This is a genomic window from Pseudomonas fluorescens (assembly GCF_902497775.2).
Lineage (GTDB): Bacteria > Pseudomonadota > Gammaproteobacteria > Pseudomonadales > Pseudomonadaceae > Aquipseudomonas > Aquipseudomonas putida_F.
Genome location: NZ_OZ024668.1, coordinates 4,942,179 through 4,966,500, shown reverse-complemented (window position 1 = coordinate 4,966,500; position 24,322 = coordinate 4,942,179). Strand labels below are relative to the sequence as shown.

20 protein-coding genes and 1 riboswitch are annotated in these 24,322 nt (G+C 63.0%); of the genes, 10 read left to right on the top strand and 10 right to left on the bottom strand.

From position 1 onward, the window contains the following. The first annotated feature begins 9 nt into the window (after nucleotides 1-9). The 3 genes from F8N82_RS22855 to trhA are packed head-to-tail and all read left to right on the top strand — an operon-like array spanning nucleotide 10 to nucleotide 6,455. The gene (locus F8N82_RS22855; RefSeq protein ID WP_038997533.1) at nucleotides 10-5,322 is read left to right on the top strand and encodes an Hpt domain-containing protein; all 5,313 of its coding nucleotides are present in this window, start codon (nucleotides 10-12) and stop codon (nucleotides 5,320-5,322) included. Then, entirely contained in the window at nucleotides 5,315-5,782 is a 468-nt protein-coding gene (locus tag F8N82_RS22850; protein WP_038997532.1) for a chemotaxis protein CheW, read from the top strand. The genes F8N82_RS22855 and F8N82_RS22850 overlap by 8 nt, the downstream gene beginning before the upstream one ends. A 55-nt stretch (nucleotides 5,783-5,837) precedes the next feature. Then, complete coding sequence (gene trhA, locus F8N82_RS22845; RefSeq protein WP_038997531.1) at nucleotides 5,838-6,455, top strand: PAQR family membrane homeostasis protein TrhA; 618 nt, start codon at nucleotides 5,838-5,840, stop codon at nucleotides 6,453-6,455. Here the strand turns inward: trhA and F8N82_RS22840 are convergent. Both F8N82_RS22840 and F8N82_RS22835 read right to left on the bottom strand, forming a co-directional pair. After that, nucleotides 6,452-7,171 (bottom strand): 16S rRNA (uracil(1498)-N(3))-methyltransferase, encoded by a 720-nt coding sequence (locus F8N82_RS22840; protein ID WP_038997530.1) that lies wholly within the window; start codon nucleotides 7,169-7,171, stop codon nucleotides 6,452-6,454. The two genes, trhA and F8N82_RS22840, sit on opposite strands and share 4 nt — an antisense overlap. Before the next feature lie 99 nt (nucleotides 7,172-7,270). Beyond that, a complete protein-coding gene (locus F8N82_RS22835; RefSeq protein WP_038997529.1) occupies nucleotides 7,271-8,677 on the bottom strand; it encodes an adenosylmethionine--8-amino-7-oxononanoate transaminase in 1,407 nt (468 codons plus the stop codon). 191 nt (nucleotides 8,678-8,868) lie between these two features. Between F8N82_RS22835 and F8N82_RS22830 the strand changes: the two genes are divergently transcribed. The 3 genes from F8N82_RS22830 (at nucleotide 8,869) to F8N82_RS22820 (ending at nucleotide 12,070) form a co-directional block, all read left to right on the top strand. Next, entirely contained in the window at nucleotides 8,869-10,689 is a 1,821-nt protein-coding gene (locus F8N82_RS22830; RefSeq protein ID WP_038997528.1) for a flavin monoamine oxidase family protein, read from the top strand. Nucleotides 10,690-10,906: 217 nt separating this feature from the next. Continuing rightward, nucleotides 10,907-11,458: a cytochrome b gene (locus F8N82_RS22825; protein WP_038997527.1), complete on the top strand. Its 552-nt coding sequence runs from the start codon at nucleotides 10,907-10,909 to the stop codon at nucleotides 11,456-11,458. A gap of 33 nt (nucleotides 11,459-11,491) precedes the next feature. After that, complete coding sequence (locus tag F8N82_RS22820; RefSeq protein ID WP_038997526.1) at nucleotides 11,492-12,070, top strand: YceI family protein; 579 nt, start codon at nucleotides 11,492-11,494, stop codon at nucleotides 12,068-12,070. 64 nt (nucleotides 12,071-12,134) lie between these two features. On the opposite strand, the gene F8N82_RS22815 is transcribed toward F8N82_RS22820, so the two are convergent. From F8N82_RS22815 to ahcY, 5 genes are all read right to left on the bottom strand, one after another. Further along, a complete protein-coding gene (locus F8N82_RS22815) occupies nucleotides 12,135-14,024 on the bottom strand; it encodes a DEAD/DEAH box helicase (protein ID WP_038997525.1) in 1,890 nt (629 codons plus the stop codon). A 221-nt stretch (nucleotides 14,025-14,245) separates the two neighbouring features. Beyond that, the gene (locus F8N82_RS22810; protein ID WP_038997524.1) at nucleotides 14,246-15,031 is read right to left on the bottom strand and encodes a substrate-binding periplasmic protein; all 786 of its coding nucleotides are present in this window, start codon (nucleotides 15,029-15,031) and stop codon (nucleotides 14,246-14,248) included. A 65-nt stretch (nucleotides 15,032-15,096) separates the two neighbouring features. After that, the gene (locus F8N82_RS22805; RefSeq protein WP_038997523.1) at nucleotides 15,097-16,179 is read right to left on the bottom strand and encodes a hypothetical protein; all 1,083 of its coding nucleotides are present in this window, start codon (nucleotides 16,177-16,179) and stop codon (nucleotides 15,097-15,099) included. 110 nt (nucleotides 16,180-16,289) lie between these two features. After that, on the bottom strand, nucleotides 16,290-17,135 hold the full coding sequence (gene metF, locus F8N82_RS22800) for a methylenetetrahydrofolate reductase [NAD(P)H] (RefSeq protein WP_038997522.1): 846 nt from the start codon (nucleotides 17,133-17,135) through the stop codon (nucleotides 16,290-16,292). A gap of 93 nt (nucleotides 17,136-17,228) precedes the next feature. After that, nucleotides 17,229-18,638, bottom strand: coding sequence for an adenosylhomocysteinase (ahcY, locus tag F8N82_RS22795; protein WP_038997521.1), 1,410 nt, complete (start codon nucleotides 18,636-18,638; stop codon nucleotides 17,229-17,231). Between the two features lie 21 nt (nucleotides 18,639-18,659). After that, nucleotides 18,660-18,764, bottom strand: a riboswitch (S-adenosyl-L-homocysteine riboswitch). A gap of 182 nt (nucleotides 18,765-18,946) precedes the next feature. On the opposite strand from ahcY, the gene F8N82_RS22790 reads away from it, so the two are divergent. Then, a complete protein-coding gene (locus F8N82_RS22790) occupies nucleotides 18,947-19,345 on the top strand; it encodes an acyl-CoA thioesterase (RefSeq protein ID WP_010221517.1) in 399 nt (132 codons plus the stop codon). A gap of 78 nt (nucleotides 19,346-19,423) precedes the next feature. Here the strand turns inward: F8N82_RS22790 and F8N82_RS22785 are convergent, their stop codons facing one another. Next, a complete protein-coding gene (locus F8N82_RS22785; RefSeq protein ID WP_038997520.1) occupies nucleotides 19,424-20,659 on the bottom strand; it encodes a cation:proton antiporter in 1,236 nt (411 codons plus the stop codon). A gap of 200 nt (nucleotides 20,660-20,859) precedes the next feature. On the opposite strand from F8N82_RS22785, the gene F8N82_RS22780 reads away from it, so the two are divergent. Further along, nucleotides 20,860-21,693, top strand: a complete 834-nt coding sequence (locus F8N82_RS22780) for an EamA family transporter (RefSeq protein ID WP_038997519.1) — start codon at nucleotides 20,860-20,862, stop codon at nucleotides 21,691-21,693. Between the two features lie 25 nt (nucleotides 21,694-21,718). Then, on the top strand, nucleotides 21,719-22,105 hold the full coding sequence (locus F8N82_RS22775) for an MAPEG family protein (protein ID WP_038997518.1): 387 nt from the start codon (nucleotides 21,719-21,721) through the stop codon (nucleotides 22,103-22,105). Between the two features lie 6 nt (nucleotides 22,106-22,111). Here the strand turns inward: F8N82_RS22775 and mltA are convergent, their stop codons facing one another. Beyond that, on the bottom strand, nucleotides 22,112-23,263 hold the full coding sequence (mltA, locus tag F8N82_RS22770) for a murein transglycosylase A (RefSeq protein WP_038997517.1): 1,152 nt from the start codon (nucleotides 23,261-23,263) through the stop codon (nucleotides 22,112-22,114). A gap of 130 nt (nucleotides 23,264-23,393) precedes the next feature. On the opposite strand from mltA, the gene F8N82_RS22765 reads away from it, so the two are divergent. Beyond that, the gene (locus F8N82_RS22765; RefSeq protein WP_038999648.1) at nucleotides 23,394-23,840 is read left to right on the top strand and encodes a c-type cytochrome; all 447 of its coding nucleotides are present in this window, start codon (nucleotides 23,394-23,396) and stop codon (nucleotides 23,838-23,840) included. Between the two features lie 74 nt (nucleotides 23,841-23,914). Here the strand turns inward: F8N82_RS22765 and F8N82_RS22760 are convergent, their stop codons facing one another. Continuing rightward, nucleotides 23,915-24,310: a DUF1090 domain-containing protein gene (locus F8N82_RS22760; protein WP_038997516.1), complete on the bottom strand. Its 396-nt coding sequence runs from the start codon at nucleotides 24,308-24,310 to the stop codon at nucleotides 23,915-23,917. Nucleotides 24,311-24,322 lie beyond the last annotated feature (12 nt).

The following is a 24,322-nucleotide window of genomic DNA, read 5'->3' as shown; positions in this document are numbered from 1 at the left end:
GGAGCAGTTATGGCGGATCGGCACGATACGGTGGCGCTGGCCTGGGTCAAAGGGGCGATTGCCGACTGCCTGGGCCAGGCGCGCCTGACCCTTGAGCACTTCGCCGCCGAGCCCGGGGATGAAGCGGTGCTCGACGGTTTCGTCGACCAGTTGCACCAGGTGCGCGGCTGCCTGCTGATGCTCGAACTCAATGGCGCAGCGTTGCTGGCCGAAGAAATGGAACAACTGGGCCTGGCCTTGCGCCAGGGCCGTGCCAGCCAGCGCGGTGAAGCGCTGGGCGCGTTGTTTCGTGGTCTGGAGCAATTGCCGCTGTACCTTGAGCGTCTGCGCAGCGCCCGCCGCGACCTGCCGCTGGTGGTGCTGCCAGTGCTCAACCAATTGCGTGCCGAACGCGGCGCGAAGGCCCTGGCACAAGACAGCCTGCTCAGCAGCAGCCCCGCCGACGCCGAGGAACTGGCCAATCTCGACCTGTACCTGGGCACCTGGCGCGATCGTCTGCAGGCCGGGCCTGATCGTGACGCCTTGCGCTCGGTGGTCGCTGCCCTGTGTGAAGACCTCAAGCGGGTCAAGGAGCGTCTCGACCAGTTCGTGCGTGGTGATCGCCAGCACCTGGATGAACTCGAGCCGCTGCTGGCGCCGCTGCGCCAGATCGCCGATACCTTGGCGGTCCTTGGTTTTGGCCAACCACGGCGGGTGATCATCGACCAGGTGCTGGTGCTGCAAAGCCTGGCCCAGGGCCAGCGTGAACCGGCCGATGCCTTGTTGATGGATATTGCCGGTGCGCTGCTGTATGTCGAGGCCACCCTGGCCGGCATGGTCGGGCCACTGGAGCAGCACAGCCAGAGCCCGCTGCCGGGTACCGATCTGGCCGAAATTCGCCAGCTGGTGCTGGAAGAAGCCTTTGCCGTGATACAGCAGGTCAAGGACCTGATCGGCGATTGCCTCGACGCCGGCTGGCAGCCACAGCGCCTGCAGCCGCTGCCGGGCTTGCTGCAACAGGTGCGCGGCGCCCTGGCGATGTTGATGCTGCCGCGCGCAGCGGCATTGATCGGGCATTGCGGCGACTATGTGCATGAGCAACTGCTGGGCAGCGAAACCCTGACCGATCCTGCGGCCCTGAGCCATCTAGCCGAGGCCTTGAGCGCCTGCGAGTGCTACCTGCAATGGCTGATTGCCGACCCGCAGGCCAATCCGTCGCGGTTCCTCGAGGCCGCCCAGCACAGTCTGGCTGACCTGGGTTATCGCCTTGAGCCGGAACCTGCGGCGCCAGAGCCGCCCGCTGTAGAAGTACCCGAAGAAGCGCCGATCGATGACGAGTTGCGCGAGATTTTCCTCGAAGAAGCCAACGAACTGTTGCCGTTGCTTGATGCAATGTGGGCGCGCTGGCAAGCCGACGGCGCCGATCGTGACGCCCTGATCGAACTGCGCCGGGGCCTGCACACCCTCAAGGGTAGCGGGCGCATGGTCCGCGCCCAGGTGCTGGCGGAGCTGGCCTGGGCGGCTGAACACCTGCTCAATCGCGTGCTCGAAGGCCGGGTGGCAATCGGCGCGGCGCCCCTGGCCGCGTTGCAGCAGGCCCTCGACACGCTGCCTGCGCTGCTCGGCGAGTTTGCCCGGGCACAGGCACCGGCGCATCCGCAGGTTGAACAGCTGGCCGCGCACCTGCACGCACTGGCCATGAATGATCCGCACAGCGACAGCGAGGCCAGCGAATCCATCGACCCGCAGTTGCTGGAGATATTCCGCAACGAGGCCCTGGGCCACCTGGACAGCCTCGAAGCCTACCTGCACGAAGCCGACAAGCATTTGCCGCTGGCGGTCAGCGATAACCTGCAGCGCGCCTTGCACACGCTCAAGGGCAGTGCGGCGATGGCCGGGGTATCGCCGATTGCCGAGCTGGCCGGCGCCCTGGACTTGCTGGCGCGCGAGTACAAGGCCCATCAGTTGGCCTTCGACCTGGAGGAAATCTACCTCCTGGAAACCGCCGAACCGCTGCTGCGCCGTGGCGTGCAGCAGCTTGCCAGTGCGCCGTTGGCGCCGATTGCCGGGGCCGCGACGCTGATCGCCGATGTCCATCAGGTGGTCGATACGCGCCTGCAAGCCCTGCTCGATGCGCCGAGCCAGGGCCTGCGGGTCAAGCGCGACCCGCAACTGATCGCCAGCTTCCTGGCCCAGGGCATGGACATCCTGCTCGACGCCGAATCGTTGCTGCTGCGCTGGCAGGAGCACCCGGGCGAGCGTCAGGAACTCAACGCCCTGCTCGATGAGCTGACCACCCTTGGCCAGAGCGCGCACCTGGCCGACCTGTGGCAGGTCGATGAACTGTGTGAAGGCTTGCTCGACCTCTACGGTGCCGTGGAGGAGAGCAGCCTGGCGGTCAGCCCGCGCTTCTTCAGCGAGGCGCAAAGCGCCCATGAAGCCCTGATCGACATGCTCGACCAGATCGCCGCCGGCCAGGAAGTCGACCCGCGCCCGGAACGCCTGCAGGCCCTGCGTGAGCTGCTCGATGAAGGCCTCGACCCATCGGCCATGGGCCTGGTCAGCAACCAGGGCGCAGCGATCACCGAGCTTGCCAGCGCCACCGCCGAACTGGCGGCCCAGGCGCCGGACCCGGCAATGGTCGAGCTGTTCCTCGATGAAGCCAGCGACATTCTCGACAGCGCCGACCAGGCCCTGGCGCGCTGGCTGTTGGATACCGACAATGCCTCGGCCCTATCGTCACTGGCTCGTGATCTGCAAACCCTCAAGGGCGGTGCGCAGATGGCCGCCATGGGCGCGTTCGAAGTGTTGGCGCAAGAGCTTGAGCTGCTTTACGAAGGCCTGGTGGATCGCCGTTTCAGCCCCGGTGCCGAGCTGTTTGCCCTGCTCAAGCGCAGCCATCAGCAACTGGCGCAGATGCTCGAACAATTGCAGCAAGGCCAGGTGCCGGCGGCCCAGGTCGAACTGCTGGCGGCGCTGCGCGAGTTTCGTCATGAGGCGCCGCCGCCAACGCCTCTGGACAAGCCACTCGAGGCGCAGCAGGACGCTGGCGACAAAGAGCTGCTGGAGATCTTCCTCGAAGAGAGCCTGGACCTGGTCGAAAGCACCAGCGCGGCCCTGCTACGCTGGCAGGCCGAGCCGCGCAATGGCGTCGAGGTGGAAAACCTGCTGCGTGACCTGCACACCCTCAAAGGTGGCGCACGCATGGTCGAGATCGGGCCGATCGGTGATCTGGCCCACGAACTGGAGTTTCTCTACGAACTGCTCGCCGCTGGCCAGTTGCAACCCAGCCCGGCGCTGTTCAGCCTGCTGCAGAACTGCCACGACCGCCTGGCCCATATGCTCGATGCCGTGCGCCTGCAACAGCCGCTGCATGCGGCCACGGCGCTGATCGATTACATTCGCAACTTCAGCAGCGCAGCACTGGCCGACACTGCCGCCGGCCAGGCGCACCCGGACACGGCGCCACCGGAACTGCCGGTGACCGCACCTGAGCGAGGCGCCGGCGACATGGTCAAGGTGGCCTCGGAGCTGCTCGATGACCTGGGCAACCTGGCCGGGGAAAACTCGATCATCCGTGGCCGCATCGAGCAGCAGGTCAACGATGCACAGGTGGCCCTGAACGAGATGGAAACCACCCTTGAGCGCATGCGCGACCAGTTGCGCCGCCTGGATACCGAAACCCAGGGGCGTATCCTCAGCCGCCAGGCTGACGGCGACGGCCAGGCCTACGACGATTTCGACCCGCTGGAGATGGACCGTCACTCGCAACTGCAGCAGCTGTCGCGGGCGCTGTTCGAGTCGGCCTCGGACCTGCTTGATCTCAAGGAAACCCTGAGCGTGCGCGCCCATGATGCGCAGAGCCTGTTGCAGCAGCAGGCACGGGTCAACAGCGAACTGCAGGAGGGCCTGATGCGCACGCGCATGGTGCCATTCGAGCGCCTGGTGCCGCGTTTGCAGCGGGTGGTGCGGCAGGTCTCCAGCGAACTGGGCAAGCAGGTCGAGCTGGTGGTCGGCAATGCCGAGGGTGAGATGGACCGTAGCGTGCTGGAGCGCATGATGGCGCCGCTGGAGCACATGCTGCGCAACGCCGTCGACCATGGCCTGGAGTCGCGCGAGGTGCGCCTGGCAGCCGGCAAGCCGGAGCAGGGGTTGATCTCGCTGAATTTGTTGCATGAAGGCGCTGATATCGTCATCGAAATGACCGATGACGGTGCCGGGGTGCCGTTGGAGGCGGTGCGGCGCAAGGCGATCAAGCGCGGCCTGCTCGATCCGGCGGCAGTGCTGACTGACCACGAAGTGATGCAGTTCATCTTGCAGCCTGGGTTCTCCACTGCCGAGAAGATCACCCAGATTTCTGGCCGCGGCCTGGGCATGGACGTGGTTCATGAAGAGGTCAAGCAGCTCGGCGGTTCGATGGTGATCGAGTCGAACCCGGGCAAGGGCGCGCGCTTTCTGATTCGCCTGCCGTTCACCGTGTCGATCAACCGCGGGTTGATGGTTCACTACGGCGAAGAGCAGTACGCGATTCCGCTGAACACCATCGAAGGCATCGTCCGCGTGCCGCCGGCAGAGCTCGAGGCTTGCTACCAGCTCGATCCGCCGCATTACCAGTACGCCGGGCACCGCTACGAGCTGCGCTACCTGGGCGAGCTGCTGCAGGGCGCGGCGCAACCAAAACTGTTGGGCCAGAGTTTGCCGCTACCGGTATTGCTGGTGCACTCCCATGACCAGCAATATGCCGTGCAGGTCGATGGCCTGGCGGCGAGCCGCGAGATCGTAGTCAAGAGCCTTGGGCCGCAGTTTGCGGCGGTCCAGGGGTTGTCCGGGGCGACCTTGCTGGGTGATGGCCGGGTGGTGCTGATCCTCGATTTGCTCGGCCAGTTGCGTGGTTTGCAGCAACAGTTGGCCCTGCACTCGCGTGGCAGTGATGGCCAGCGTCGGGACAGCCTCGGCAGCTTTCCGGCCAAGCCGTTGCTGGTGATGGTGGTGGACGATTCGGTCACCGTGCGCAAGGTCACCGGGCGCCTGCTCGAACGCCACGGGATGAACGTGCTGACCGCCAAGGACGGGGTCGACGCCATGGCCCTGCTGCAGGAACATCGTCCGGACATCCTCCTGCTGGATATCGAGATGCCGCGCATGGACGGCTTCGAAGTTGCCACGCAGATTCGCCACGATCCCAAGCTCAAGGACTTGCCGATCATCATGATCACTTCGCGTACCGGCCAGAAGCACCGCGACCGGGCTATGGCCATTGGCGTCAACGACTACCTGGGCAAGCCTTATCAGGAGTCGGTGCTGCTGCAGAGCATCGCCCAATGGAGTCGCCGCGATGCTTGAACAACCCGCCCGGCAAAACCGGCGCAGCAGCCTGACCGGTTTACTGCTGCCCTTGAGCGACCGCTGCCTGCTGCTGCCCAACGTTGCCGTGGCCGAGCTGATCGGCTTTCAGGCCGGCAGCCCGACGCTGGAGCCGCCTGAGTGGTTGCTCGGCTGGATCGACTGGCGGGGCCAGCGCCTGCCGCTGCTGAGCTTCGAGTCGGCGTGCGGTGGGCAGCTGCAGGTTGGCGAACGGGCGCGGATCGTCGTGCTCAATGCCCTGGGCAACAGCCCGCTGCGCTTTATCGCCTTGCTGGTGCAGGGCATTCCGCGCTCGTGCAAGCTCGACAGCCAGCTCAACTACGTCGATGTGCCGCTGGCCGGTCTGGAGCTGGCGGCGGTGCAGGTGGGGGAACAGGTGGCACGGGTACCGGATTTGCCGGCACTGGAACAGCTGTTGGTGGACGCGGGGGTGGTTTGAAACATTTGCCTGTGTAGGATGGGAGGCCTGTTCTAAGTCAGGAGGACCCTGTTGCATGTATCACGGTGAACGTTTCAATGCCTGGACCCATCTGGTCGGCGCCGTGCTGGCCTGCATCGGCGCCATCTGGTTGCTGGTGGTCGCGAGCCTGCAAGGCGACCCCTGGAAGATTGTCAGCCTGGCGATCTATGGCTTTACCCTACTGTTGCTCTACAGCATCTCGACGCTTTATCACAGCGTGCGCGGCAAAGCCAAAGTGATCATGCGCAAGCTCGATCACCTGTCGATCTACCTGTTGATTGCCGGCAGCTATACGCCGTTCTGCCTGGTCAGCCTGCGCGGGCCTTGGGGCTGGAGCCTGTTCGGGGTGGTCTGGGGGCTGGCGGTGATCGGCATGCTGCAAGAGATCAAGCCGCGCTCTGAAGCGCGGGTCATGTCGATCATCATCTATGCCCTGATGGGCTGGATCGTGCTGGTGGCGGTCAAGCCGTTGCTGGCCAGCCTCGGCACAGCAGGTTTTGCCTGGCTGGCGGCCGGTGGTGCGTTCTACACCATCGGCATCATCTTCTTCGCCTACGACAGCCGCTTTCGCCATTGGCATGGCATCTGGCACCTGTTCGTGATCGCCGGCAGCCTGCTGCACTTCATTGCGGTGTTCTTCTACGTGCTCTAGAAGTCGCCCCACAACTGCTGGGCCACAGCCAGGGCTACTACCGGCGCGGTTTCGGTGCGCAGCACCCGCGGCCCCAAGCGCGCGGCATGGAAGCCAGCGCCTTTGGCCTGCTCGACCTCCGCCTCGCTGAGGCCGCCTTCAGGGCCGATCAAAAACGCCAGGCTGGCGGGTTGCTGATGGCTGACCATGGGTTCGGCGACCGGGTGCAGGACCAGCTTGAGCTCTTCGTCGCAAGCCTTGAGCCAATCGGCGAGCAGCTGCGGCGAGTGGATGACCGGCACGCTGGAGCGCCCACACTGTTCGCAGGCGCTGATAGCTACCTGGCGCCAGTGGGCCAGACGTTTGTCGGCACGTTCATCCTTGAGGCGCACTTCGCAGCGCTCGCTGACGATCGGGGTAATGGCGCTGACGCCCAGTTCGGTGGCTTTCTGGATCGCCCAGTCCATGCGTTCACCGCGCGACAGGCCCTGGCCGAGGTGAACCTTGAGGCTTGAGTCGGCTTGCCCGGCGAAGGCTTCGTCGAGCTGTACGCGGACGGTTTTCTTGCCGACCTCAAGCAACTGGCCACGAAACTCCTGGCCGCTGCCGTCGAACAGTTGCACGGCGTCGCCAACGGCCATGCGCAGGACTCGGCCGATGTAATGGGCCTGGGCTTCAGGCAGGTCGTGGGCGCCGAGGCTCAGGGGGGCGTCAATGAAGAAGCGGGACAGTCTCATGTACTAACTCTGTAAAGGTGTTGGCTGTGCGGGCTACATCGCGGGTCAAGCCCGCTCCCACAGGGATCTCTGTAGGAGCGGGCTTGACCCGCGATGCTGTTAGCCCGGATCGCGGAAATCAGGGTGGAAATCAGCCGGCACCGTCACGCTGACGCTGCTGCTGGTGGCAATGTCGATGCCCTCGGTGGCCACCTCGGCGAGGAAGTCGATCTGCTCCGGGGTAATCACGTAAGGCGGCAGGAAATACACCACGCTGCCCAGCGGGCGCAGCAGGGCGCCACGGCCCAGGGCGTGCTCGAAGACCTTCAGGCCACGGCGTTCCTGCCACGGGTAGGCGGTCTTGGTCGCTTTGTCCTGGACCATCTCGATGGCCAGGGCCATGCCGGTCTGGCGCACTTCGGCGACATGCGGGTGGTCGACCAGGTGCGCGGTGGCAGTGGCCATGCGCTGGGACAGGGCCTTGTTGGCCTCGATGACGTTGTCCTGGGCGAAGATGTCCAGGGTCGCCAGCGCCGCGGCACAGGCCAGCGGGTTGCCGGTGTAGCTGTGCGAGTGGAGGAAGGCGCGCAGGGTCGGGTAATCGTCGTAGAAGGCGCTGTATACCTCATTGGTGGTCAGGCACGCGGCCAACGGCAGGTAGCCACCAGTCAGGGCCTTGGACAGGCACAGGAAATCCGGACGGATGCCGGCCTGTTCGCAGGCGAACATCGTGCCGGTGCGGCCAAAGCCAACGGCAATTTCGTCGTGGATCAAGTGCACGCCATAGCGGTCACAGGCCTCGCGCAGCAGCTTGAGGTACACCGGGTGGTACATGCGCATGCCACCGGCGCCCTGGATCAGCGGCTCGACGATGACCGCCGCGACAGTGGCGTGGTGTTCGGCCAGGGTCTGCTCCATGGCTGCGAACATATTGCGCGAATGCTCTTCCCAGCCCATGCCCTCGGGGCGCAGGTAGCAGTCCGGGCTCGGTACCTTGATGGTGTCGAGCAGCAGCGCCTTGTAGGTTTCGGTGAACAACGGCACATCGCCGACCGACATCGCCGCGATGGTCTCGCCGTGATAGCTGTTGCTCAGGGTGACGAAGCGCTTTTTCTCCGGCTGGCCCTTGTTCAGCCAGTAGTGAAAGCTCATTTTCAACGCCACTTCGATGCACGACGAGCCGTTGTCGGCGTAGAACACCCGGTCCAGGCCTTCAGGGGTAAGCTGCACCAGGCGCTCGGACAGCTCGATCACCGGTTGATGACTGAAGCCGGCAAGGATCACATGCTCGAGCTGGTCGACCTGATCCTTGATGCGCTGGTTGATGCGCGGGTTGGCATGGCCGAACACGTTGACCCACCAGGAACTGACGGCGTCGAGGTAGCGCTTGCCTTCGAAGTCTTCCAGCCACACGCCTTCGCCGCGCTTGATTGGAATCAGCGGCAGTTGTTCGTGATCTTTCATCTGGGTGCAGGGGTGCCACAGGACCTTGAGGTCACGTTGCATCCACTGTTGGTTGAGGCCCATTTCAATTCTCCTGGCGACGGCGGCTCGGACATGCCGCGCAAGCCTATGCAATGCGCCGGTCGAGAACAACCCGTGCGCTGCAATCAGGGTGCTGGCGTTGCTGGCGGGGGCGCTTGGCGTGGCGTATCCTTCGACTACTCTTTCTGGGGGGATCCCCCCAAACACTTCTGCTTTGATCCGGAGTTCGCCGAATGTCTGCTGGTTGGCTGCGCGCCTGTGCGCTGGTAATGATAGGACTGTTCAGCGGCACTGCGCTGGCCAAGGACAAGGCCCCGACGGCAATCGTCGTCGGTGGCGGTCTGGCCGGCCTGACAGCCGCCTATGAGTTGCAGAACAAGGGCTGGCAGGTGACCCTGCTGGAAGCCAAGGCCGGCATGGGCGGGCGTTCGGGCCTGGCCACCAGTGAATGGATCGGCAACAGCAAGGCCCAGCCGGTGCTCAACCAGTACCTGGATGCCTTCAAGCTCAGCACCCTGCCAGCGCCGGAGTTCGTGCGTACCCCCGGTTACCTGATCGACGGCGAATATTTCAGCGCCGCCGACCTCGCCACCAAGCAACCGGCCACCGCCGAGGCGCTCAAGCGTTACGAGAAGACCCTCGACGACCTGGCCCGTTCGATCGATGACCCGTTGAACCCGGCGGCCAACAGCACCCTGTTCGCTCTCGACCAGCTCAATGTCTCCGGCTGGCTCGACAAGCTGCAGTTGCCGGCTACCGCGCGTCAGCTGGTCAACCAGCAGATCCGTACCCGCTATGACGAGCCGTCGCGCTTGTCGCTGCTCTATTTTGCCCAGCAGACCCGCGTCTACCGTGGCGTCAGCGACCGTGACCTGCGCGCCGCACGCCTGCCCGGCGGTAGCCCGGTTCTGGCCCAGGCCTTCGTCAAGCAACTGAAGACCATCAAGACCCAATCGCCGGTCAGCGCCATCATCCAGGACAAGGACGGCGTCACCGTCAAGGTCGGCAGTGTCGGTTACCAGGCTGATTACGTGGTGCTGGCGGTGCCGCTGCGCGCGCTGTCGAAGATCCAGATGACCCCGGGCCTGGACACCAAGCACCTGGCCGCCCTCAAAGGCACCAACTACGGCTGGCGCGACCAGCTGATGCTCAAGTTCAAGACCCCGGTGTGGGAAAGCCGCGCGCGGATGTCTGGCGAGATCTACAGCAACACCGGCCTGGGCATGCTCTGGATCGAGCCTGCGCTCAAGGGTGGCGCCAATGTGGTGATCAACCTGTCGGGTGACAACGCGCGTCTGCTGCAAGCCTTTGGCGACAAGCAGATGGTCGACCAGGTGCTAATCCGCCTGCACGCCTTCTACCCGCAGGCCCGTGGTGCCTTCACTGGCTACGAAGTGCGCCGTTACAGCACCGACGTCGGTACCGGTGGCGCATACCTGGCCTATGGCCCTGGTCAGATCAGCAAGTACTGGCGCCTGTGGGAGCGCCCGGTGCAGCGTGTGGCCTTTGCTGGCGAGCACACCGATGCGATGTACCCGGGCACCCTCGAAGGCGCCCTGCGCAGTGGCCAACGCGCTGCCAGCCAGGTCCAGGACCTGGCTGCCGGCAAGTCGTTCGAGCCGGTCAAGGCGGTTGCAGCTACTGCCGCTGCAGGCACCGCGGCAGCTGCGGCGAGCAAGGGCAACTTCTTCAGCAACCTGTTTGGCGGTTCGTCCGACAAACCGGCCAAGGCCGAGGCGCCGGTGAAGAAGGAAGAGGGCAAGCCAGGCTTCTTCAAACGCATGTTCGGTAGTGATGACAAGCCTGTCGAGCAGCCTGCGGCCAAGCCTGCCGAGGTAGCGCCAGCACCGGTTGCCAAGGAAGAGCCGACCAAGGCGCCGGTAAAAGCGGCCCCGGCCAAACCTGCGGCCAAGCAGGCGCCGGCGAAAAAACCGGTGTCCAAGGCGCAACAGCAGAAGAAGACTGCAGCCAAGGCTGCACCCGCGAAGAAAGCCGCCGCCAAGGCGGAGCCAGTGAAAAAGCCGGTGGCCAATACCCAGGCCAAGGCGCAGTAATGCGCTGACCCCATCGCGGGGCAAGCCCGCTCCTACAGTTGTGGGAGCGGGCTTGCCCCGCGATAAGCTCTTCCCTTCCCACGTAGTTAATGTTTCCTTAATAGCTTCGTTACATACTAAAGATCGTATTTCTCGATATTTCAGAGCAAGTTTTTCTGCTTTTAATCGATAAATAACTCGTTAGTCTTGAGCACAGTTCTTACAGGGAAACACGGCAATGCAACTGCGCAACTCATCTTCTCGTTATGGCTTTGTCAGCATCGTCCTGCACTGGGGGGTTGCGCTGGCTGTATTCGGCCTGTTCGGCCTGGGTCTGTGGATGATGGGCCTGGACTACTACAGCCCATGGCGCAAAGACGCCCCTGACCTGCATAAAAGCATCGGCCTGGTGCTGCTTGGTGTGATGCTGCTGCGTGTGCTCTGGCGCTTTGTAAGCCCGCCGCCGCCCGCGCCGGCCAACCACGGCACACTGACCCGTATGGCCTCCAAGGCTGGCCATGGCTTGCTGTACCTGGGCCTGTTCGCGGCGATGATCGCCGGTTACCTGATTTCCACCGCCGATGGCGTCGGCATTCCGGTGTTCGGCCTGTTCGAAGTACCGGCGCTGGTCAGCAACCTGCCCGACCAGGCCGATGTCGCCGGCGAGATCCATTTCTACCTGGCCTGGGGCCTGGTGATCTTTGCCGGGCTGCACGGCCTGGCAGCCCTGAAACACCACTTTATTGACCGTGACGCGACCCTGATCCGCATGCTGGGCCGCAAAGCTTGATGTTCAACCTCAACTCCAAAGGGATATAGACGCATGTTGAAAAAGACTTTTGCCGCTCTGGCGCTCGGTACCGCACTGTTCTCGGCCGGTCAGGCAATGGCAGCAGACTACAAGATCGACAAGGAAGGCCAACACGCCTTCGTTGACTGGAAGATCAGCCACCTGGGCTACAGCTTCATCCACGGTACCTTCAAGGATTTCGATGGATCCTTCAGCTGGGATTCGACCAAGCCTGAAGCCAGCAAGATCGCGGTCGACCTGAAAACCGCCAGCCTGTGGTCCAACCACGCTGAGCGTGACAAACACATCGCCAGCAAAGACTTCCTGGATGTGAGCAAATTCCCAGAGGCCAAGTTCGTCTCTACCGCTGTCAAATCGACCGGCGAGAAAACCGCTGACGTAACTGGCGACCTGACCCTGCACGGCGTCACCAAGCCTGTGATCTTCAAAGCCGTGTTCAACGGCGAAGGCAAGGATCCATGGGGTGGCGAGCGCGCCGGTTTCAACGCCAAGACCACGCTGAACCTGAACGACTTCGGCATCAAAGGCCCAGGCCCGTCTTCGCAGACCCTGGATCTGGATATCTCGATCGAAGGCGTCAAACAGAAGTAATGCTTGCTGCATAAACAAAAACGCCGCCCCTAGGGGCGGCGTTTTTGTTGGCGCGGTCGCTGAATCAGCGGTTACGCGTCAGCAGCGCAGGCTTCTCGCCACGTGGACGGCTTGGCAGCTGCTCGAGCTGTTCGGCAGTCGGGAAGCGGTCGACCTTCGACTCCTTGTGCACGATCTTTGGCTGCGGCTGGCCTTCACGCGGATTGCGTACGGCCGGCTCTTTGCTCGATTGATCATCGCGAGCCGGGCGGCGATTGCGACCGCCACCGTCACGGCTGCCACCACCATTACGGGCACCACCACCGCGCTTCTCGCCATTGGCCGGAGCACCACCGCCGCTACGCGGGCCGTTGTTGCTGCGCGGCTGACCGCCACGTGGCTGGCCGCCGGTGCCAGTGCCAGTGCCGGTACCGGCCTGGGCAGGCGCACCCGGGCGACGGTTGCGGCCCTGGTTGCCCTTGTTCTGGTAGGGGCTGACGTAGTCGGCGCGGTTACCGAAGTTGTCCACTTCGTCATCCAGGAACTCTTCCGGATCACGATTGGTCGCCACTGGCGGGACACCAGGCTGGGCCGACTGGGACTGACGCGGCTTGTTGTCGCGTGGCTTACGCTCCTGGCGACCACCGGCGGATTTCTCCGCGGATTTTTCCTTGTCCTTGTCGCGGCCTTTGTCTTTGCCCTGATCCTTGCCCTTGTCCTTGCGACCGCCGCTGCCGGCATTGCTGCCATCGGCACGCTGGCCACGGCCACCGCGTGGGTTGCTTTGCGGACGCTCACGGGTTTCGGGCTTTTCGGCTTCGACCTTGGAGGCATCAAAGCCCATCAGGTCGCCATCCGGGATTTTCTGGCGGGTGACGCGCTCGATGCTCTTGAGCAGCTTTTCTTCATCCGGGGCGACCAGCGAGATAGCCTCGCCCGAACGACCGGCACGGCCGGTACGGCCGATACGGTGGACGTAGTCTTCTTCGACGTTGGGCAGCTCGAAGTTGACCACGTGCGGCAGCTGGTCGATGTCCAGGCCACGAGCGGCAATGTCGGTGGCAACCATGATGCGCACGGTGCCGGCCTTGAAGTCGGCCAGGGCCTTGGTGCGCGCGTTCTGGCTCTTGTTGCCGTGGATCGCGGCGGCGGTCAGGCCGTGCTTTTCCAGGTACTCGGCCAGGCGGTTGGCGCCATGCTTGGTGCGGGTGAACACCAGCACCTGTTCCCACGCACCGGTGGTGATCAGGTGAGCCAGCAAGGCGCGCTTGTGACTGGCCGGCAGGCGGTAGACACGCTGCTCGATACGCTCGACCGTAGTGTTGGGCGGCGTGACTTCGATGCGCTCCGGGTTGTGCAGCAGCTTGTCGGCAAGGTCAGTGATGTCCTTGGAGAAGGTTGCCGAGAACAGCAGGTTCTGACGCTTGGCCGGCAGGCGGGCAAGGACCTTCTTCACATCATGGATGAAGCCCATGTCGAGCATACGGTCGGCTTCGTCGAGCACCAGGGTTTCGACGTGGGACAGGTCAACGCTGCCCTGGCCGGCCAGGTCGAGCAGGCGACCCGGGCAGGCAACCAGCACGTCAACACCCTTGGCCATGGCCTGAACCTGGGGGTTCATGCCGACGCCACCGAAGATGCAGGCGCTGACGAATTTGAGGTCGCGGGCGTAGACCTTGAAGCTGTCGTGAACCTGGGCGGCCAGTTCGCGCGTCGGGGTCAGCACCAGTACCCGCGGCTGGCGTGGGCCATGACGCTGGGACTTGTCCGGGTGACCACCGGGGAACAGGCGTTCAAGGATCGGCAGGGCGAAGCCGCCGGTTTTACCAGTACCTGTCTGGGCGGCAACCATCAGGTCGCGGCCTTGCAACACGGCGGGAATGGCCCGCTGTTGCACCGGAGTGGGCTGGGTGTAGCCCGCAGCCTCGATGGCGCGAACTAGAGCCTCGGAGAGACCGAGGGAAGCAAAGGACATGAGTAATCCTGTTCTAATGGGGGCTGAGCCCGATGGGATAATCTTGCCTGGCGCGACGGGCATCAGGTGATGCTATCGCGTCCGGTCCAGCAGGGTCTTCAATGCGCATCCGGGGTGGCGGGCGGGCTCTGGGCCGCGCTGTCCTGCCGGTCGGGATGCCTTTTGCAAGGCCGAGCGTCCGGGCGTAAGCCTGGCGGGAAGGCCCGAGTATAACAGAGCATTCAGTGCGTGCTGCGTTCCTGCTGCTCAACGGCGGGTTGAAAGTTTTCCCCGGCATTGGTGTAGCGGGCATGCAGTTCGGCATAGGCCGGCTCGCGCTTGAAGCGGCGCAGCTCGGCGGCGAAGCGCCGGGCCAGCAGGTCCATGCCGACATTGCGGCGTACTGCCAGGTACTGGCTCTGGCGGCTGACCACCAGCGGCAGCTCGCTGATCTGCTGCTCCAGGCCCAGATTGCGCACAAGATAACGACCCACCCGGCGGTCAGTGATCAGCAGATCGATGCGCCCGCGCTGGAGCTTGCCGAAGTTGGCCTCGTGGGTCGGCGCAGGCTCGCGGGTGAACAGCGGCGACTCGATGAACGCCGCGCCGTAGCTGTAACCAGGCGAGGTGCCGACCGTCAGGCCGCGCAAGTCTTCCAGGCGCTTGACCTTGTGCGGGCGCTCATTGGCATAGAACAGGGTAAATTCGACGTCAGACAGCGGCTCGCTGGGGTAGAACAGCTGGCTGTCGCGCTGTTCGGTCTGGAAAATATCCAGCACACCGTCGGCAAGGCCCTGTTCGATCATGGCCAGGCAGCGTTTCCACGGCAGGAACTGCCATTGCACCTCGACCCCCAGGCGCTTGAACACCTCGGCGGTCACCTCATAGTCGAGGCCTTTGGCCTGGCCGTCTTCGAGATAGACATAGGGGGCCCAGGGTTCGGTGACGATACGCAGCTTCTCGCCGTAGGCAAAGGCACTCAGGCAAGTGAGAAACAGCGCGGTCAACAGGCGGGTGAAATCGGGCATGGCTGGAGATTACGACGTGCGCACGGCTATGGCTAGTAGCCGTGCATGTCGATCCAGCCGGGTTGTCAGCGCTGTGATCGCTTTAACAGTGAATCACGCACGGTGCGGTGCTTGCGGCCCAACGACAGGCGCATGCCCGGATGATCGAACCAGCGGTGCAAGGTATCGGGGCAGATTGGCCGAGGATGACGGGCGTTGGCGTTATCCAGAGCCTTGTCCCACCAGGCGTTGGCGCAAGCGCGGTCGAACTCGTTGGGGTAGTCGTAGCAGCCATTGAGCAGCTCGCGCATGAACTGGCGCTGTTCGCTCGGCAGGGCCAGGCTCAGTGCCTTGTAGCCCAGGCGCTGCAAGGTGGGCGGTTTGGGCAGTTGGGCATTGACACGGTTGACGTCGGCCAGCGCCTCTTCGCACAGGGGCGCATGCTGGTGCTTGGCCAGCCAGGCCTGGACCTTGGCCCGGAACAGCTGCTTGCGGCTCCAGTAGTGGTGGATCAGGTCAGTACACTGGTTGACCTGCAGGTGCCGGTAGGCGGCCACGGCCAGGCAGAATTCTTCCAGGGTGTAGGCACCGTTGGCGTGCGGATAATACTCGTCCATCAAGGCGATGGAGCGATCGAGCAGCGGCGCGTCCTCCTGGACCAGGCCGATGACCCCGGAGTTCAGCAGCGGCATGTTGTGGTCGGCCAGCCCGCGTTCCTTGAGCATCGTCGCCAGAGTCTGGAACAGCGGACACTGCGGATCACTGCCATAAGTACTGCCGATGGCGTTGCACAGCAGGGTGCCCGGCTTGACCCGGCGGAACAGTTCGATGGGTGACTGATGGAAAAACGTATCGGTATCGATCAGCACGGCCATGGGCGCGGTGGCCAGCACTTGGCGCAGAACCACGTGCTTGCTGCGAAAGTGATAGCCGTAGGGCTGGTTCCAGGCCTCGCGGGTGGCGGCGTCGAGCAGGTGAACGGTTACCGGCAGGTGCTGGTAGGGTTCGGGATTGTCGCTATAGACCTGGATATCAAGAGCTTCCCCGGGAGTCTTGCGCAGGTTGGCCAGGGCGCTGACGATGCTGAACTGGGCTTCCTGATGATAGGTATGTGGCCCGAAGACCAGGTACACGAGTTGCGGTCGAGCTGGGGTAAGTCCTTGGCGCATGTAGGCACGAAAATCCGTCAGAGGGATAGGAATGCAGAAAGGCCCTTAGCGTAAGCTAAAGGCCTTTTCAGTATTCTGAAGCAATTGTTACTGGTGGTGTAGCGAGCCGATCAGCGGGGCAACTTGAGGTTGTTCCAGATCGCCAGGCTTGGTTCGGCCTGGTTCAGGGTATAGAAATGCAACCCGGGTGCGCCGCCTTGCAGCAGTTGTTCGCACATGCGGGTGATAACTTCTTCGCCAAAGGCCTGGATGCTCTTCACATCGTCACCATAGGCTTCCAGCTGCTTGCGGATCCAGCGTGGGATCTCGGCGCCGCAGGCGTCGGAGAAGCGCGCCAGCTTGCTGTAGTTGGTGATCGGCATGATCCCCGGCACGACAGGAATATCCACACCCATCTGCTGCACGCGCTCGACAAAGTAGAAGTAGCTGTCGGCGTTGAAGAAGTATTGGGTGATGGCGCTGTTGGCACCGGCGTTGGCCTTGCGCACGAAGTTCTTCAGGTCATCTTCGAAGTTGCGCGCCTGGGGGTGCATCTCCGGGTAGGCGGCGATTTCGATATGGAAGTGATCACCGCTTTCCTGGCGGATGAACTCGACCAGCTCGTTGGCGTAGCGCAGCTCACCGCTGGCCATGCCCATGCCCGACGGCAGGTCGCCGCGCAGGGCAACGATGCGCTGGATGCCGGCTGCCTTGTATTGGGTCAGCAGCGAGCGCAGGTCATCCTTGCTGTCGCCGACGCACGACAGGTGCGGGGCAGCGGGGACTTTCACTTCGCTTTCCAGCTGCAGCACGGTGTTGAGCGTGCGGTCGCGGGTCGAGCCACCGGCGCCATAGGTGCAGGAGAAGAAATCCGGGTTGTAGCTGGCCAGCTGGCGGGCAGTGGCGAGCAGTTTTTCATGTCCAGCATCGGTCTTGGTCGGGAAGAACTCGAAGCTGTAACGACGTTCCTGAGACATAGAAGATTCTCTTCAGCGGCAAGCTACAAGCCGCAAGCGACAAGCAGAAGCGGCGCGAACCGCTTGCAGCTTGTAGCTTGCAGCTACCAACTTTCAGTAGCGATAGGCGTGTGGCTTGAATGGCCCTTCAACAGTAACGCCGATGTATTCGGCCTGCTGCGGGGTCAGTTGGGTCACAACGCCACCGAAGCCGCGGACCATTTCCAGGGCCACTTCTTCATCAAGTTTCTTCGGCAGGACTTCAACGGTCAGACGCTCGGCTTTCTGAGCGGCTGGCAGGTCGGCGTACTTCTGTTCGAACAGGAATATCTGCGCCAGGACCTGGTTGGCGAACGAGCCATCCATGATCCGGCTCGGGTGACCGGTGGCGTTGCCCAGGTTCACCAGGCGGCCTTCGGCCAGCAGGATCAGGTAGTCGTCGTTCTGTGGGTCGAAGTCGCCGTGGCCGGTACGGTGGATCTTGTGTACCTGTGGTTTGACTTCTTCCCAGGCCCAATTCTTGCGCATGAAAGCGGTGTCGATTTCATTGTCGAAGTGGCCGATGTTGCAGACCACGGCGCGCTTTTTCAGGGCCTTGAGCATGTTGGCGTCGCAGACGTTGACGTTACCGGTGGTGGTCACGATCAGGTCGATCTTGCCCAGCAGGGCCTTGTCGATGCTCGCTTCGGTGCCGTTGTTGATACCGTCGATGAACGGCGAGACCAGCTCGAAGCCATCCATGCAGGCCTGCATGGCGCAGATCGGGTCAACTTCGGAAACCTTGACGATCATGCCTTCCTGACGCAGCGACTGGGCCGAGCCCTTGCCCACGTCACCGTAACCGATGACCAGCGCCTGCTTGCCCGACAGCAGGTGGTCGGTGCCGCGCTTGATGGCATCGTTGAGGCTGTGACGGCAGCCGTACTTGTTGTCGTTCTTGCTCTTGGTGACCGAGTCGTTGACGTTGATCGCCGGGACTTTCAGCTCGCCCTTGGCCAGCATGTCGAGCAGGCGGTGTACGCCGGTGGTGGTCTCTTCGGTGACGCCGTGGACGCGCTCAAGCACAGCCGGGTACTTCTTGTGCAGCAGCTCGGTGAGGTCACCGCCGTCGTCGAGGATCATGTTGGCGTCCCATGGCTGGCCATCCTTGAGGATGGTCTGCTCCAGGCACCACTCGTACTCTTCTTCGGTCTCGCCTTTCCAGGCGAAAACCGGGATGCCGGCAGCGGCGATGGACGCAGCGGCCTGGTCTTGAGTCGAGAAGATGTTGCAGGACGACCAGCGTACTTCGGCACCCAGGGCTACCAGGGTCTCGATCAGCACGGCGGTCTGAATGGTCATGTGGATGCAGCCGAGGATTTTCGCACCCTTGAGCGGTTGCTCTTGCAGGTACTTGCGGCGCAGGCCCATCAGCGCAGGCATTTCCGATTCAGCAATGATGGTCTCGCGACGGCCCCAGGCAGCCAGGGAGATGTCGGCGACTTTGTAATCGGTAAAACCAGCAGGCGTGTTTACAGCGCTCATTGAGAGCCTCCATTCGTAGTGTGCGAATGGGCGCCGTTGTGCGTTTAGTGTCCGCAGGCAGGCCTGGCCGGACAACGCCCCATCCGAGCCTGACAGGTTGAACCTGCTGCAGCGCCCCTCGGACAGGTGGCGGGAACGGTCGTGGATGACAATGACCGTTTTGAAACGTTGGCGATTATAGCTGCGCCGGCGCAACTGCCCAAGGTTTTCTGTCGATTAATCGAGACCATAGTCGATGTTAAATGGAGGAGGGGGTCAGGCTCTGCCATCATTACCCACATCGATTGGCAAGACGGTCAGGAGCAGATATGAATTTCCACACCCGCAAATGGGTAAAACCCGAAGACCTCAACCCCAACGGCACCCTGTTCGGCGGCAGTCTGCTGCGCTGGATCGACGAAGAGGCGGCGATCTATGCGATCGTCCAGCTGGGCAACCAGCGCGTGGTGACCAAGTACATCTCGGAGATCAACTTCGTCAGCGCCTCGCGCCAGGGCGACATCATCGAACTGGGCATCACCGCCACCGAATTCGGCCGCACCTCGATTACCCTCAAGTGCGAAGTGCGCAACAAGATCACCCGCAAGAGCATCCTCACCGTCGACCGCATGGTCTTCGTCAACCTGGGTGAAGACGGCCTGCCGGCGCCGCACGGGCGCACCGAGATCAAGTACATCAAGGATCAGTTCGATACCGCGGTGGAGTAACCAAAGCATCGCGGGTCAAGTCGAGGCGTCGCACCGCCGCTCTCACTGGAGGAGCGGACTTGCCCCGCGATGAGGCCCTCAAGGCTGCTCGGTAACCCCGCGCACCACCCGCCCGATCGTCAGGCCCTGCAACAGGATCGACGACAGCACCACGATGTAGGTGATGCTCAGCAGCAGGTCACGCTCGGTGCCCGATGGCAGCGACAGGGCCAGGGCCACCGACACGCCACCACGCAGGCCACCCCAGGTCAGTACCCGCACGGTGCCGCGCGGTACAGGCCGCCAGCGGCGCAGCATGACGATGGCCGGGGCCACGGTCAAAAGACGCGACAGCAGAATCGCCACTGCCAGCACGCCGGCAGCCGCCAGGTGCATCCACGAGAACGGCAGCAGCAACAGCTCCAGGCCGATCAGGGCGAACAGCAGGGCGTTGAGCATGTCGTCGATCAGTTCCCAGAAGCCGTCCAGGTAACGACGGGTCATGTCGTTCATCGCCAGGTTGCGGCCCAGGTTGCCGATGATCAGACCGGCCACGACCATGGCGATCGGGGCCGAAACGTGCAGTTCATAGGCCATGGCCGAGCCGCCGATGACCAGTGCCAGGGTCAGCATGACCTCGACCTGGTACTGCTCGATGCTCTTGATCATGCGGTAGGTGATGTAGCCCACCAGGCCGCCGAACACCACGCCGCCAATGGCTTCGCGGGCGAACAGGATCGCGGTGTCAGCCAGCGTCGGTGTTTCGCCAAGCTGGGCGATGCCCAGCAGCACGGTGAACACCACGACTGCGGTGCCGTCGTTGAACAGCGACTCGCCGACAATGGTGGTCTTCAGTGGCTTGGAGGCATTGGCGGTACGCAGTGCGCCGAGTACTGCGATCGGGTCGGTTGGCGAGATCAATGCGCCGAACAGCAGGCAATAGAGCAGGCTCACGTGCCAGCCGAACAGGGCGAAAATCCAGTGGGCGAGAAAACCGATGACCACGGTGGCGATCAGCACACCGACGGTCGCCAACAGGCCGATCGGCCAGCGGTAGCTGCGCAGGTCGGCAAGGTTTACGTGCAAGGCGCCGGCGAACAGCAGGAACGAAAGCATCCAGTGCATCAGCAGATCGTTGAAGTCGATCTGGTTCATCAAGCCTTGCACGCGCTCTTCCAGGCCGGGGTAGCCGATCACGCTCAGGCCCTGCAGCAGCAGTGAGAACAACAAGGCGGTGACCATCACGCCGATGGTTGGCGGCAGGCCGATGAAACGGTAATTCACATAGGTGAGGAGGGTGGTCAAACAGATAAACGCAGCAACGAGCTCAAGCATCCTAGGTCCTGTAGTGGCTTCCAAGTCGACACCCGATAGCCTCGGGCATTTCTTTGATGACCTGCCGAGGGCTTCGGGACACACTTTTGACTGGATTCGTTGACCGCGTTCCTTCGATTTCGTTTCCAGCAGCCTGCGCTGAAGTGGTTATATAGCGGCTGGCCATTGATGACCTCACCTGCCTTGCCAAGGACCTCTGTGTGTTAGCCACTTCATTGGTACTGGTCGCGGCGCTGTTGCACGCGACCTGGAACACTCTGATCAAATTCAGCGGCGAACGCCTGCTGGTGATTGCCAGCATGGACGTGGTGGCGCTGGTGTTTGCCGTCGCCATGGTCGCGTTCGTTCAGGTTCCGCCGGCTGAGGTCTGGCCTTGGATGCTGGCCTCGGCAGTGTTTGAGCTCTTCTATCGTTTCCTGCTGATTCAAGCCTATCGGGTCGGCGACCTGGGGCTGGTCTACCCGTTGATGCGTGGCTTGTCGCCGCTGGTGGTGCTGGCGCTGACCCTGACTTTTGCCGGAGAGGCCCTGAGCAGTCAGCAGATCATCGGCATCATGTTGATCCCTTGTGGCATGGCCTGCTTGCTCTTGCAGGGCGGCGGCGGTGACCGGCTGCCCTGGTCGATGCTGCCGGTGGTGGCCTTGATCGGCCTGTGCATCGGTTGCTACACCTGGCTCGACGGCCAGGCGATCCGCCTGTGGTCGCAGCCACTGGACTATCTTGTATGGCTGACGCTGGTCAGTGCCTGGCCCTTTCCGTTGCTGGCAGGGGTGGCCCGGCGGGCGCCGTTCATACTGTTCTGGCGCCTGCAGTGGCGGTTGGGGCTGGCGGTGGGGTTTTGCGTGTTGTTCAGCTACGCCCTGGTGCTCTGGGCCATGCAACTGGGCTCGGTGGCCGAGGCCGCGGCGCTGCGTGAGGTCAGCGTTATCCTGGTGGTGCTGTTCGGGATGCGCTACCTCAAAGAACCTTTTGGCGGGCCGAGGCTCTTAGCCTGTGCCCTGGTGCTGATCGGCATGCTGATCATGAAACTCTGATAATTCTACTGACAAGGACTTGGCCATGACCGTTGCCTTCTGGTGTGTACTGATTGCGTTGTTCCTGCCCATTGTGTGTACCAGCATCGCCAAGGTTGGCAGCGGTCGCTTCAGCTTGCGCCAGAACCACGACCCGCGGGCCTTCCTCGATAAGCTGGAGGGCTTGCCGCGTCGAGCCCACGCGGCGCAATTGAACAGCTTCGAAGCCTTCCCCGCGTTCGCCGCAGCGGTGATCATCGCCGACATCGTCGGCAATGCCGAGCAGGTGACCCAGGACGTGCTGGCGGTGCTCTACATCACCAGCCGCCTGCTCTACATCATCTGCTACCTGGCCGACTGGGCCGCCCTGCGTTCGCTGGTGTGGTTCGTCGGCCTGGGCCTGATCGCGTCGTTCTTCTTCGTCTCGATCTGAGCCGCGTCACGGCACCTGGGGCACGGCCGGCAAGGCTGCGCCCTTGGGCCACAGCAGCCAGATCTGGCCTTGCTGCTTCATGTCACCGGCCAGTTTGCCGGCTTCAGTGCCAGTGCCCCAGAACAGGTCGGCGCGCACTTCGCCGGTGATGGCTCCGCCGGTATCCTGGGCGGCCACCGGGCGTACCACCGGAGCGCCATCAGGGCGGGTGGTGGAGAGCCAGAGCAGGCTGCCCAATGGAATCACCTTGCGGTCAATGGCCACGCTGTAACCTGCGGTCAACGGCACATTGAGCGAGCCGCGCGGGCCTTCGTTGCTGTCCGGACGGGCACTGAAAAACACGTAGCTGGGGTTGCTCGCCAGCAGTTCCGGGACCCGCGTCGGGTTGCTCTGCGCCCAGGCATGGATGCTACCCATGGTCACTTCCTCTTTCTTCAACTGCCCTTGTTCCACGAGCCAGCGGCCAATCGGACGATAAGGGTGGCCGTTCTGGTCGGCGTAGCCGATGCGCAGTTGGCGGCCGTCGTCCAGCTGAATGCGACCCGAGCCCTGGATCTGCAGGAATTGCAGGTCCATCGGATCGGTCAGCCAGGCCAGCACCGGAGCCTTGGCGCCCTGGGCGTTGATGGTTTGCGCGGTGTCGTAGGGTTTGAGCACCCGGCCGTCAAGGCGGCCGCGCAGGCGCTTGCCCTTGAGCTCGGGATAGACGCTGTCCAGCGCCACCACGATCATGTCGTCCGGAACGCCATAGACCGGCACGTCGGCGCTGTCGGTCTGGGTCAGACTGCCGGGATAGACCGGCTCGTAGTAGCCGGTGATCAGGCCGTTGGCGTTGTTCTCGGCCGAACGCATGCTGTAGACGTCCAACTGCGTTTGGAGAAAGCTGTGTATTTCAGCCGGGCTGGCAGCAACGGTTGCCGCTGCAGTGCAGGTGTTGGCCCAGATCGCATCACGCTTGAGCCGTTCGCAGGCACTGCGCCACGACTCGAAACCGGCGACCAGGTCGCTGTCACTGACCTGTGGCAGGTCTTTCCAGGTGGCACCGACGTAGGTGGCCAGCGGGTGGGGCTTGGGCTTTTCCGGCACGCTGCCGTTGCAACCGGCCAGCAGGGCCAGCACTGACAGGGTCCAGCCAAGGTGGCGAAAAGGAAGTTTCATCAACGGGTTTCCTCGACGGTTGGCGCGGCTTGCAGCCTGTTTCGCAAACCGTAGTTTTAATAAGGGTATTGGTCTTTGCCGGTGAGGCGAGGATACTGGCCGCCTTTTTCCGTGAGCCGAAGTGATCAAGATGCTCAAGCGACTTTCTGTTGTACTGCTGGCGTGTTTGACCCTGAGTGCCTGTGGCGGGGTCGATCCCAACTCGCCACTGGGCCAGCGCAAGACGATCTTCAAGCAAATGCTCAAGACCAGCGAAGACCTGGGCGGCATGCTGCGCGGACGCCTGGCTTTCGATGGGCAGAAGTTCGCCGATGGCGCGGTCAAGCTCGATAACCTGTCCCGGGAACCTTGGAAGCACTTCCCGCAGGTTCGCGAAGAGGATGATACCAGCGCTCGCGCTGATGTCTGGGAGAAGCAGGCACGCTTCCAGGACCTGGCCCGGCAGATGGAAGCCAGCACCGCCGAGCTGGTTGCGGCGACGCGTACCCAGCCGCTCAAGGCGGCCCAGCTGGCTGCGCCGATGGACAAGGTCGAGGCGGCGTGCAAAGCCTGTCATACCGAGTTTCGTAATCACTGATCTACTGTAGGGACGGCGGTGCGACGCCTCGACTTGACCCGCGATGAGGCCAGTCCAGTCGCCGCTCCTATCGATTACTTCTCCAGCACATCCAGGGCTTCTTGCAGTTCCTTCTTGGACTCGGCCAGCTTGTCCTTGCGCTTGTTGATCTTCTCGGCGTCACCTTTCTTCATGGCCTTGTCCAGGTCCTTGGTGCGTTGGTTCACTTCGTGGCGGGCATCGAGGACTTTTTGTTCGCGCTCTTTGCGCAGACTGGCGTCGGTGCAGTGCTCGGTCACTTCGCTGAGGGCTTTTTCCAGGCCGGCTTGCTGATCGCTGTTGCCATGGGCACGAGCCTGTTCGATCTGTTCGCTGATAGCTTGCTTCTTGGCTGCGCAACCGGTCAGGCCTGGCTGTTGTTCGGCAGCCAGCAAGGGCGTGGCCAGGAGTGAACAGGCGGTGAACAGGGCAAGCGGGGAAAGCAGTTTCATTAGGGGCTCCGT